The 11,712-nt window shown below is 72.7% G+C and carries 7 protein-coding genes; 3 read left to right on the forward strand and 4 right to left on the reverse strand.

Annotation, left to right across the window (positions count from 1 at the left end):
* Nucleotides 1–287: 287 nt before the first annotated feature.
* The 3 genes from ACWDY5_RS31425 to ACWDY5_RS31435 form a co-directional block, all read right to left on the reverse strand.
* The gene (locus ACWDY5_RS31425; protein ID WP_449725759.1) at nucleotides 288–1,214 is read right to left on the reverse strand and encodes a hypothetical protein; all 927 of its coding nucleotides are present in this window, start codon (nucleotides 1,212–1,214) and stop codon (nucleotides 288–290) included.
* A 110-nt stretch (nucleotides 1,215–1,324) separates the two neighbouring features.
* Nucleotides 1,325–4,138, reverse strand: a complete 2,814-nt coding sequence (locus ACWDY5_RS31430) for an AAA family ATPase (protein WP_449725760.1) — start codon at nucleotides 4,136–4,138, stop codon at nucleotides 1,325–1,327.
* 112 nt (nucleotides 4,139–4,250) lie between these two features.
* Nucleotides 4,251–6,320 carry a tetratricopeptide repeat protein gene (locus tag ACWDY5_RS31435; RefSeq protein WP_449725761.1) on the reverse strand — a complete coding sequence of 690 codons (2,070 nt, stop codon included), beginning with the start codon at nucleotides 6,318–6,320 and terminating at the stop codon, nucleotides 4,251–4,253.
* Nucleotides 6,321–6,926: 606 nt separating this feature from the next.
* Here ACWDY5_RS31435 and ACWDY5_RS31440 point away from each other — a divergent pair.
* Nucleotides 6,927–7,274, forward strand: coding sequence for a hypothetical protein (locus ACWDY5_RS31440; RefSeq protein ID WP_449725762.1), 348 nt, complete (start codon nucleotides 6,927–6,929; stop codon nucleotides 7,272–7,274).
* 1,441 nt (nucleotides 7,275–8,715) lie between these two features.
* Here ACWDY5_RS31440 and ACWDY5_RS31445 read toward each other — a convergent pair.
* Entirely contained in the window at nucleotides 8,716–9,480 is a 765-nt protein-coding gene (locus tag ACWDY5_RS31445; protein ID WP_449725763.1) for an IclR family transcriptional regulator, read from the reverse strand.
* A gap of 142 nt (nucleotides 9,481–9,622) precedes the next feature.
* On the opposite strand from ACWDY5_RS31445, the gene ACWDY5_RS31450 reads away from it, so the two are divergent.
* Together ACWDY5_RS31450 and ACWDY5_RS31455 are read left to right on the forward strand one after the other, a co-directional pair.
* Nucleotides 9,623–10,933, forward strand: coding sequence for an MFS transporter (locus ACWDY5_RS31450; RefSeq protein WP_449725764.1), 1,311 nt, complete (start codon nucleotides 9,623–9,625; stop codon nucleotides 10,931–10,933).
* Nucleotides 10,934–10,969: 36 nt separating this feature from the next.
* Nucleotides 10,970–11,665: a ubiquinone/menaquinone biosynthesis methyltransferase gene (locus ACWDY5_RS31455; protein ID WP_449725765.1), complete on the forward strand. Its 696-nt coding sequence runs from the start codon at nucleotides 10,970–10,972 to the stop codon at nucleotides 11,663–11,665.
* Nucleotides 11,666–11,712 lie beyond the last annotated feature (47 nt).

The raw sequence follows: 11,712 nt of genomic DNA on the forward strand, positions 1-11,712 counted from the left end.
TTTTCGGGCCGAAAAGGTTGCTTTGCGTCTTGATCTTCGCGTCGGCTGGGGTCAGCGAATGCCGGTTGAGCCGACCGCAGTCTACCGCGCCGCGAGCACCCGACTCGGCCGCCCCACCAGTCCCCATACGCCAGCGGCAGCTCTCTGAGCAGGGGAAACAGCTCCGCGGGCACTGTGCAAGCGCGGCTGGCTCGTCGCAGCTATCCACAGGCTCAGCCGGAAAAGGCGAGGACCCCGTCACCCGGACGGGGTCCTCATTCACACTCCATTCGAGTGAGCAGTCGGGCTCACGGCGCCATGGAGAACCAGTTGAACGTCTCCACCATCTGCCGGGTCGTGCCCACGTAACGCGGTCCGGTCAGCTCCCAGCGGTTCACCGTCCGGTAGGTGCCGGGCTTGAGGCTCTCGTCCTCGGCGGTCTCCGGGTTGTCGTCCACCGGCAGGTACTCGTTGATCACCCGGCGGGTCAGCGTCACGTCCAGCGACTCGTACGCCGACTGGGTCTTCAGGTAGTCGCCGTCGCCGTGGTCCCAGGCGCGGCCCGGGTCGGCCAGCTTGAGCTGCACCGTGTTGCCGCCGAAGGAGCCCTTGGCCGCGACCACGGTGACGATGTGGCCGCCGTTGCGCTCCAGGCTGCCGGTCTGGGGGCCCTCCTGGTAGCGGCCGTAGACCAGCTGGACGGGGCCTTCGTTCAGCTTCTTGGCCAGGTCGCCGGAGAAGTCGGCGCTGGTGTGGCTGCTGGTGTTGCCGGAGGTGGTGGTCCAGCCGGCGTCGCGGGCCTTCTTGGTGGCGATGGTGAAGGCGTTGCGCAGGTTGCCCATGTTGGTGCCGCCGTCGTACTTGGCGTCCACGCCGATGCGCCCGATCGAGTTGGTGATGACGTTGTAGTCGGCCTGGTCCTTGGGGTTGAGGTTGCGCAGGTCGGTGGTGAGCCAGCCGACCGGGGCGCTCTTCTCGTGCGCCCAGTAGTGCAGCACGTTGTACAGCGAGGCGGGGCCGCAGTAGGCGCTGCCGTTGTTCTCCAGGCCGGCGCGGAACTGGTCGACGTCGCTGACGCCGCACTGCTTGACGTCGAAGTCGGCGCCGCTGACATCAGTGGAGCGGACGCAGGTGGGCGGGGGAGCGATGTCCGCCGATGCGGCGCCGGGGAGCGCGGCCATGGTGGCGGCGGTCGCTGCTGCGGCGAGGATCAGGGTGCTGGCCTTGCGGATCATGGCTCCTACCTTCGGTTTCTCCGCCGCCCCTCGCGGCGTGATAGGTAGAGCCTGTTCTCCGGGACCCCCCACGGGCATGAGGGGCGAACCCCCAAATCCGCCCCGACCCCCTACACCAGCGCCTGTGCCAGGTCCCGGCGGCCGGTGATGCCGAGCTTGGTGTAGATCCGCCCCAGGTGGTTCTCCACGGTCTTGGGCGTCACGAACAGCTCTTGGGCGATCTCCCGGTTGGCCCGCCCGGCCGCGGCCAGCCCGGCGACCCGGCGTTCGCTGGCGGTCAGCGCCTCGGGCCCGGCGAACACCGGTCGCCGCGGCCGGTCGCCCAGCGCCTCCAGGGCTTCCACCGCGCGTTGCCGCAGCGCCGCCGAGCCGCAGTCCCCGGCCAGGTCGATGCCCCGGTGCAGCACTTCGCGGGCGTCCCCGCGCCGCCGCGCGACCCGCAGCGCCTCGCCGAGGTCGACCAGGGACCTGGCCAGCTCCAGCCGTGCCGGGCTCGCCCGCAACACCGCGACGGACTCGGTCAGCAGGTCCAGTCTGCGCTCCGGGTCGGCGTGTGCGAGCAGCCGCAGCGCCGCCCCGACCTCGGTGGCCGCGCCCCACCTGCGGGCGATGGCCAGCTGTTCGGCGGCCAGCGTGCCCGCCTCGGCGGTGTCGCCGAGCAGCATGGCCGCGCGCACCGCGGGTGCCCGCCACGGGATGGTCGGCGGGTCCAGACCGGCCTCTGCCATCAGGTCCCGCTGCCGGGCGGACTCGGCGCGGGCGAGGCGGGGATCGTTGCGCCCCAACGCGATCAGCGCCCTGGGCTCGTGCAGCCAGATGGTCGGCATCATGGTCGGCCGGTCCGGGTGCGCGGTGTCGAAGCGGTCCAGCGCGGCGGCCGCGCCGTCCAGGTCGCCGCGTTCCAGGGCGGCGTAGACGGTGAAGTGGGTGCCGGTGGCGCGCAGGGCGATCACGTGCGGGGCCGGGTCCTCGTGGGTGATCGCGGCCAGCGCCCCTTCGGACTCGGCGTCCACCGCGGCCACGTCGCCGAGCCGCCAGCTCAGGAACAGTCCCGCGTTGGCCACCATGGCGAACTCCACCGGGGAGCCGTGCGCGCGCACCCGCAGCCGCGCCCGGTCGATCTCCCGCCGCGCCGGCTCCACGCCGTCCGCGGAGATCAGCGCCAGCAGCGCGACCACCCAGGCGACCATGGCCTCGGTGGAGCCGGTGGCGTCGTCGAAGTAGGCGCCGTTGGCCAGCGCCCGGCTCGCGGTGGCGGCGACCTCGGCGGCGGGGGAGACCTCGTAGCGGCCCATCTGGGCGAGCAGCCCGAGCAGCGTCCGCTCATCCGGTGTGCCGCCCGGCAGGTCGGCGTATCCGCGCAGGTGGGCGGAGGAGCGGTGCCGTTCCTCGGCCATGAACGAGCGGATCACCGCCAGCCGCGCCTCCAGGTGCAGCCGCCCGGCGTCCCGGTCTCCGGCGGGCCTGGCCCGGATCGCGGCCTCCAGCTCGGCGATGGCGGTGGCCGGGCCGTCGACCACCGCGGTCGCCGAGGCCGCCGCCGCGAGCAGCTCCGCGTCGGGCAGACCGGCGGCCGCGGCGCGCAGCTCATCCCTGGCCCGCGCGGCCTCCCCGGTGCGCAGCAGCGCCCGCCCCAGCTCCGCCCGCAACGCCGGATCGTCCGGGTCCTCGTCAACCGCCCTGGTCAAGTGCTCGGTCGCGGTCCGGGCGTCCCCGGCAGCCAGCAGTGCCACCGCGGCCCGGCGCAGCACCGCGGCCGCCTCCGGCAGGGTCCCGCGCGGGGCTTGCGCCAGGTGCGCGGCGATCCGGTCGGCAGGCGCGTTCGCCGCGGCCAGCTCGACCGCGGCCCGCGCGTGCAACCCCCGGCGGGCCACCGGGCCCAGGTCGGCGAGCACCGCCTCGCGCACCACCGGATGCACAAAGACCAGGTGGTCCCCGTCGCTGACCAGCACGTTCGCCGCGGCGAGAGCTTCGGCCGCGGCGGTCAGCTCGGCCGGGTCGAGTCCGGTGATCGTCGCGGCCTGCCACGGGTCGCTGCCGACACCGAGCACCGCGGCCGCCCCGGCCAGCCGCACCGCCGCCGAGGGCAACCGGCCCAGCGCGGCCCGGAACACCGTGCTCGGGCCCAGTGTGCCGACCCGCGCCGCGGTGGCGGCCGCATCCAGGGGCAGGCCCAGCGCGTCCAGCTCGTCGACCAGAACCCTTGCCAGGAAAGGGTTTCCGCCGCTGGCCGCGTGCAGCGCCGCGACCACGGCCGGTGCGGCGGCCGGTCCGGGGCGGGCGGCGAGCAGTGCGGTCAGCGCCGCGGCGGTCAGTGGCCGCGGCAGCACCCGCTCGGCCTGCCGGGACACGCTCAGCTGGGCCAGCGGCCCGGTGTTCTCCGCGGGCGGCCGGGTGGCCACGACCAGCGCGATCGGCAGGTCGGCGATCCGCCGCGACAGGTAGACCAGGAACTGCGCGGAGGACAGGTCGGCCCAGTGCGCATCGTCCACGGTGATCAGCAGCGGCCGGGACGCGGACAGGTCCACCGCCACCCACCACAGCGAATGCAGGGTGCGGGCCAGTTCCGCCTCGCTCGGGTCGGTGGCCGCGGCGTCCAGCGCGCGCAACGCGTCCCCGGACGGTCCGGCCAGCAGCGCGGCCCTGATCTCCCCGGTGTAGCGGGAGACCGACCGCTCCACCATCTGCCGCACCACACCCCAGGCCATCGCGCTCTCCAGGGCGTCGCCGACGGCCTGCAGCCGGCCGAAACCGCGTGCCTTGGCCAAGTCCCTGGTGGCCTGCACCAGGCGGGTCTTGCCGATCCCGGCGCGGCCCTCGATCAGCAGCACCCGGCCCTCGCCGCGGGCGGCCGAGTCCAGCGCCGCCTCGATCCGGGAAAGCTCCGACTCGCGTTCGAGGACTGCGGAGTCAGGCGTGCGCACGGCCGGATCGTAGCCGCGAAAACCGCCGGTGGAGCCGCTGATACCCCGTGGTGATCAACCTGGGCGAACGCCGTGACCCGGTTGGCCGAACACCGCCCGCCCGGCAGGCGGTTCAGGGCGCGGCCGTGCCGTCCAGGACCATCCGCCAGTGCACCAGGTTGTGGCAGGTGATCAAGATGTTCGGATGCCACGGCCCGAGCACCCGCACCTGGTCGTCGAGCACCCTGGCCAGCTCGGTCACCGCCGCCGCCGGATCACCGGCGTGACCGCGCCAGCGCGCCAGGTTGTGCCGGGTGGTCAGCGTGTTCGGGTGCCAGGGGCCGAGGGCGAAGATCTGGTCCCGCAGCAGCCGTTCCAGCTCGGTCACCGCGGCCGCGGCGTCACCGGTCGCGCCGCGCCAGCGGGCCAGGTCGTGCCGGGTGGTCAGGGTGTCCGGGTGGCGCGCGCCGAGGATCTGCACCTGCTCGCGCAGCACCGCCTCCAACTCGGGCACGGCGCGCGCGTGCGCACCGGCGTGGCCGCGCCAGCGCGCGAGGTTGTGCCGGGTGGTCAGGGCGTGCGGATGGCGTGGCCCGAGCACCCGTTCCTGGTCGGCGAGCACCCGCTCCAGCTCCCGCACCGCGCCCGCGGCGTCACCGGTCTCGCCGCGCCAGTAGGCCGCGTTGTGCCGCGCGGTCAACGTGCTCGGGTGATCCGCGCCGACCAGCTGCCGGGTGAGCCGGTGCAGCCGGTGGAACCAGCGGGTGGCCGCGGCGACCTGCCCGCTCTCGCCGAGGCTGTTGCCAGCGTGGAAGAACAGCTCGTGCTCGGCGGTCCAGCGCTGGTCGGCGGTGTGCCGGTGCAGCGCCGCGGTGTTCGCCCGCAACGCCCGCACCAGCGGCAGGTCCTGCTCCGCCGGCGGCCACACCTGGCGCAGCGCGTCCGCGACCAGCTTCGCCCAGCAGGGCAGGCGTTCGCCCAGCTCCTCCCGCGCGGCCCGCTGCACCAGCGTGTGCACCCGGACCGCGCGGTGCGGCGTGCCCGGGTCGTGGGTCACCAGGTTCATCCGGTGCAGTCCGCGCAGCGCGGTGCGCGCCTGCTCGGCGTCCACCGGCCTGCCGACGATCTCGCCGAGGTGCTCGAGCACGGCAGGGCTGGTGAACACCGCTTCCGGCGCGCCGTTGGGGTCCAGCACGCTGGCCACGGTCAGCAGCGGCCGGGCCAGCCCCGCCGGTTCCAGCCGGTCGGCGCGCTCGATCGACAGCGACCAGGCCGCGGCGACCGTGGCCAGGTGCTCATCGGGCAACGCGTCCCGCTCCGGCAGCAGCGAGTCCAGTCGCCGCCGCCGGTCGGCCAGCCGCGCGCGGTACTGCGCGCAGGTCAGGTCCTGGTCGATGATGTACGCGCTGGCCTGCGCCAATGCCAGCGGCAGCCGGCCGAGGTCCTCGGCAAGGCCGTCCGCCCCGGTTAGTAGGCGCGGGGTCCCGGCGAACTTCGCGGCCAGGTAGGCGGCTGCTTCGGCGGCGCTGAACAGCCCGACGTCCAGGATCCGGCGTCCAGCGCCGCGCAGTGCCGCGTCCAGCCTGCGGGTGGTGGCCAGCACCGGACCCGGCGGCCACAGGCCGTTGAGGTCGGCCGGCGCGCGGACGTCGTCCAGGACCACCAGCCAGCGCTGCGGCGCGTGCGCCAGCCAGGCGAGGAAGCGTTCCGCGGCGAGCTCCGCGCCACCGCCGAAGCCGGTCAGGTCGGCGTAGGCGGAGGCGTAGGCGGCGATCACCGCCTCGCGGGAGTTCGCGGTCACCCAGACGAGCAGGTCCAGGTCTCCGGAGAGGCGGCGGACGTGGTCGGCGGCGAGCTGGGTCTTGCCGGCCCCGGCGGGACCGGAGAGCACCACCGCGGCACCGTGGCCATGATCGGCACCAGGCCCATTCCCGCTCCCGCCGCTGCTTTCGTTCCCGCTTTCGTTCCCGCTCTCGTTCTCGGTCGCGTTCTCAGCCGCGGGCGTGGTCAGTTCGGCCAGCCGCGTGCCCTCCGCGCGCGGCTGGAAGCAGTCCGCCCGCGGCGGCACCACCCCGTACCGCCTCGGCCAGCGCGGCTCCGCGGTCGACGCCCCGGCGGCCCCGTGGAAGTGCACGCCCCCGTGGACCTGCCCCACCATCGCCGCGCCACCCCGCACCCCTCCGGCGAGCGCATTCCTGTTCACGTGTCCTGCCCCCTGTTACCAGGCGATTTACCTGTACAACCACCGCTCGCGAACGAGTGATGGCAGTCACGCTAATGGGTGTGTCAACACGAGTTGCTGGGCGGTCCGCACACTCGGGGTCGCCGCGCTTGTGCGTCACAAACGGAACAAATCGGGCTCGAATCCGGTGACGCCGAGTCGTTTGTCCACTGTGGACATTCTCGACGCTGGGACTGTCTCGCGGAGGCCGCGTCGGCGGTCGGCCGGTCGCTCCCCGGCCGGCGGTCCTCGTCGTCGATATCCGCGTGGGTGTCCGGAGAACGCACAACTTCGTTGGGCCGAACGGGTGCTTCGGTGTACCCCCTTTTCCGTACCGTGACCGTTTCGGAAAGTGCGGTGACGAACGCCTCAACACGGCTTCGCAACGGCGCTCGCGTCTGCGCGCCAACGGCAACGCCGCTGCTCCGGCGAGGGCGAAAGTTGCTGATCATGACGGGTGCGACCGGCAGAACCGGCTCGCGGCAACCCATCGGAAGTCGAGTGGCCGAGTCCTATTAGCAGTATTCTTCTCCGATTCGTTACCCTCTCTGTGGGGGTACTTCTCAACTGGCCAGAACGGAGACGTTCGTGTTCACGCCGCACCCGGTTCGGCGAAGCCGTATCACCAGTTCGAAGGTCACCTGGCGGGCCGCGATGCCACGCATCGCGCACGGCCCGGCAAGTGCGAACGGGAGTCAGGCCACGGTCACCGAACCGTCCAACACCACCACTGGGCAGCAGGACCTGTTCGCGCTCGATCGCGAGCCAGCACAGCCGGTAGATGACCGCGTCGATCTGCCCGTCGACGAGTTTCCGCAGGTGGAGCTGACCGGCGAGGACGACGTCCTCCCGCCGGAGATCAGCTTCGAGCTGTTCCTTGAACGCCTGGACGAAGTCCTGCGCGCCGAGGCCGACGCCAACTCGGTGAGGTCCTGATCCACCAGCCCTGACCCGTTGGCGGGTCGGGGACTTCCCCTCGACGGACATCGAGCCGCCGAGGACGCTAGCGGTCGCGCCAAGATCACCTGATCTTCCTCAGGCCGCGACCCGGGGGTGCAGGACTACCCCGATCGGGTCACCCAGTACATCAGGCACATCAGGTTCACCCGTTCGGGGCCACTTGCCGGTCATCCGGCCACTGGCCCCGGCGAAGCCGTGCGGCGTTGGCTGGTGCCGGACCACTCCGGCATCGGCCGAGCCGCTCGCCGGGTCGGGGTGACTGTCCACAAGGGACGGTCGCTTCCGCTTGTCTTCCGCCGGTTGCCGCCGGCCTCCCGCCGCTGTCTCGCGCCGGTTGCCGGTTGGCCTGTTGTCAGCGCCGGTGCCGAGCCGGTGCTGGTTGCCGACGGACTCGTGCCGGGGCCTTCGTTGCGTATGTGTCGTGTGACGCCGTGGGCGGGGCAGCGGCGGGCTTCGGAGGCGCGAGACGCTTCTGCCGCAAGCGAAATCCGCCGTGAGCGCGTCCGTTGCCTGGCGGCGGTCACGCTCGTCGCTCAGCGTCGGAGATGTTCTTGTGGCCGCTCGACTTCGCCCGTTCGTGTGGCCAGTTGGGAGCGGATGCCGTCACCCCGCCTCGGACGCGCCCTGCCAGCCCGCTGCCGGTTGCGCTGCCAGCCGCTGCCGGTTGCGGTGGCGCCCGTCGCTCGCGGCTGACGCCTCGAAGGGCGCGCGATCCCGTCCCGCGGCCGGCGCTTGCGGCGGCTCATTCGTCGACGCCTCGTTGGCCTCCGGCGCTCGCGACCGTTGCCGCCGCTGTCGCCAGGTCCGCGGCGTTGCGGCTCGCTCGACGGGTCGGCAACGGGCAAGGCGCTCCCGCGGGTCGCTCCTGATCGCCGGTGTGCGCCCGACGCTCGGCCGCCGCCTGGCTCCGCGCGCTCGGAGCGTCACGCTGACCTGGTCGCGTGCCCGCGCCTATCCTCGCGCCAGGACCGTCCAGCTGCGCGCCGCGGCCAACACGATCGCCGGGTCGCCCGGCTGGCCTGCGCAGGTGGCCACGTCCCGCCAGGCCGGTGACCCGGTCGCGCCAGGCGGGCCTGGGGGTGGCCGTCTGGGGGCTCGGCTCGGCTCGGCTGGGCTGGGGTCGGTGGCTGGCCTGGGCTGGGCTGGCTCGGTGTGGTTGGTGGCCGGGTGGGCCGTGGCTTGCCCGCTTGTTTCCCCGCCCGCGCCTCCGCTTCCTCTGCGGAACGCTTTTCGGGCCGAAAAGGTTGCTTTCCGTCTTGATCTTGAGCGTCTGATTGTGTTCTGGCGATCTCCGTCCTCGGGCTGTGAGTGGGTGTTTCCGGTGGTCAAGTGCTGTGCTGGGGCGAGTCTGGCAGAGGCTGGGGAAGCGTTCGCGTGCCGAAGAAGGGTTCGCGGTCTGGGACGCCTGCGATTGACGCTATGTCCAGTCCTCCTCGCCGGCCGCCAGCCTTCGTTCGATTCCCAGGGCCGCCGTCTGGAGGGCGGGGGCTTGTTTGGCCAGGTCGGCTCGTACCGTGTGCAGGACCATGCCCAGGGCGGCGAGGACTGTTCCGTCGGTGTCGCGGACGGGGACGGCCACCGAGCAGGTGCCCAGGCTCATCTCCTCGGAGGTGAGGGCGTAGCCGCGGCGGCGGACCTCGTTGAGTTCGCGGAGCAGGCGGCCTGGTTCGACGATGGTGTACTTGGTGCATCTGGCCGGGGCTGTGGTGCAGAAGCGGTGGATGAAGTCTGGGTCTTGGTGGGACAGCAGGATCTTGCCCACTCCGGTGGCGTGCAGGGGGAGGCGGCTGCCTGCTCGGGAGATGATCGCTACTGAGCGGTGGCCGCTGAGGCGATCGACGTACAGGGCCTCGTCGCCTGCTCGGACGGCCAGGTGGATGTTTTCGCGGGTGGTTTCGTAGAGCTCCTGCATGAAGGGGAGGGCTGCTTCGCGGAGGCGGTTGACCGCCGGGGTGAGCATGCCCAGCTCCCACAGGCGCAGGCCTATCCGGTAGCCGCCGTCGGGGTCCTTGGTGATCGCGCCCCAGTCGGTCAGGTCGCGGAGCAGGCGGTGCGTGGTGGCCAGGGGGATGCCTGCTCGGCGGGACATCTCGGAGAGGGTTTGGCGAGGATGGGCTGGGGTGAAGGTGGCGAGCAGGGTGAGGGCGCGCAGGGTGACCGAGCGTGGCGGTTGACTGTCCATTGTGGACTCCACGGGGTCTGCTAGAGAAAAACTGGTGGGGGTGGGCTGGGGGTTTCCGGTGAGTGGAAGACTACCGTGGTAGCCGCTCTATCCGCGTTCCTAGGCTTGCCCAACCCTCGGACGGCCTGGCGAAGGAGCCCCCGTGACGCAGACTGGAAACCCGCACGGCAAATGGGTGCAACCCCTCTGCTGGACCGCGGTCCTGCTGGACGGATTCGACCTGGTGGTCCTGGGTGTCGTGCTACCCGTGCTGCTCGGCGAACAAGTCTGGGGCCTGACCGCGGGCACCGGCGCGGCGGTCTCCACCGCCGGGCTGGTCGGGATGATGATCGGCGCGCTGGCCATCGGCACCGTCACCGACGTCATCGGGCGGCGCAAGACGCTCATCCTGTCGGTGACGATCTTCTCGCTGTGCACGCTGCTGTGCGCGTTCGCGCCCTCGGCGCTGATCTTCGGCCTGTTGCGGTTCCTGGCCGGACTGGGGCTCGGCGGGTGCCTGCCGACCGCGATCAGCCTGGTCGCGGAGACCAACGCCGAGCGGGGGCGGGCCAGCAGCGCGACCACGCTGGTGATGACCGGCTACCACGCCGGGGCGGTGCTGACCTCCTTGCTGGGGCTGCTGCTGATCCCGCAGCTGGGGTGGCGGGCGATGTTCGTCGCGGGGGCGCTGCCCGCGCTGGTGCTGGTGCCGCTGATGGTGCGGTACCTGCCCGAGTCGCCCACCTTCGAGCGGGCCCGCGCCGCGGCCGGGTCGACCACCGCCGCGGCGGGCAACGCGGTGCGCTCGCTGTTCCAGGGCAAGCTGTTGCGGGCCACCATCGCGTTCTGGGTCAGCACCTTCCTCGGGCTGGTGCTGGTCTACGGGCTCAACACCTGGCTGCCGCAGATCATGCGCCAGGCCGGGTATCCGCTCGGCGACGCGCTGGGGCTGCTGCTCACCCTCAACGTCGGCGCGGTGGTCGGACTGCTCGTCGCGGGCCGGGTCGCGGACCGGACCGGGGTGCGCAAGGCGGTGATCGGCTGGTTCCTGGGCGCGGCGCTGTTCCTGGCGCTGTTCAGCCTGCGGATGCCGACGCTGGGGCTTTACGTGGTGGTGTTCCTGGCCGGGTGCTTCGTCTTCAGCGCGCAGGTGCTGATCTACGCCTACACGCAGCACATCTACCCGCCGCACGCCCGCGCCACCGGACTGGGCTGGACCGCGGGCATGGGACGGATCGGCGGCATCACCGGGCCACTGCTGGGCGGCTGGCTGGTCTCGGCCGGCATCGCCTACCCGTGGGGGTTCTACCTGTTCGCGGTGTTCGGGTTGCTGGCCGCGGTCGCGGTGGCCGCGGTGACCGGGCGCGGGGCCGCACCGGAAGCCGGTTCGGCGGTGGCGGCTGGTTCGGCGACGGTGGAGCCGGACGTGCCTGGGGCCAGCCGGGAGGCGTCGCCGGGGGCCGCGCGGGCGTGATCAAGGCACGGGGCCGCCACTGGCATGCTGGTGGCCATGGTGCGCGCGAACCTCGACAAGCAGACCAGCCAGGTGTCGGCCATGTTCGACCAGGTCGCCGACGGCTACGACCGCACCCGCGCCCGCCTGTGGTGGGGACGGATGGACGCCTGGGGCCGGGAGATGGCCGCGGCGGCCAATGCCGGTCCGGGCAGGCGGGTGCTGGACGTGGCCGCCGGCACCGGCACCTCCACCGCGGCCCTGGCCGCCACCGGCGCGTACGCCGTGGCCTGCGACCTGTCCCTGGGCATGCTCGGGGTGGCCGGGCGGCGGCATCCAGACCTGCCCCGGGTCGCCGCCGACGCGCACGCCCTGCCCTTCGCCAGGGACAGCTTCGACGCGGTGACCATCTCCTTCGGGCTGCGCAACATCGGCGACGTGGCCGCCGCGCTGCGCGAGATGCTCGCCGTCACCCGGCCCGGCGGCCGGCTGGTGGTCTGCGAGTTCAGCATCCCGCCGGCACCGCTCAACGGCGCGCTTTTCACCGCCTACCTGCGGCACGTGGTGCCGCTGATCGCCCGCAGGGTCAGCACCAACCCCGACGCCTACCGCTACCTCGCCGAGTCCATCCAGGCCTGGCACACCCCGCCCCGGCTCGGCGAGCAGCTCACCGCGGCCGGCTGGGAACGGGTGGCCTGGCGGCCGCTGACCGGGGGAGTCGTGCACCTGCACGTGGGCACCGCACCGCGCTGATCGGGTTCCCCCGGGGGCAGTGATCATCGCCTGGTCGGGCACCGTGC

It is taken from the genome of Crossiella sp. NPDC003009 (assembly GCF_053591555.1).

Coding starts and splice junctions, on each gene's coding strand:
- ACWDY5_RS31455 (WP_449725765.1), top strand. CDS start 10,970: ATGGTGCGCGCGAACCTCGACAAGCAGACCAGCCAGGTGTCGGCCATG.
- ACWDY5_RS31445 (WP_449725763.1), bottom strand. CDS start 9,480: ATGGACAGTCAACCGCCACGCTCGGTCACCCTGCGCGCCCTCACCCTG.
- ACWDY5_RS31425 (WP_449725759.1), bottom strand. CDS start 1,214: ATGATCCGCAAGGCCAGCACCCTGATCCTCGCCGCAGCAGCGACCGCC.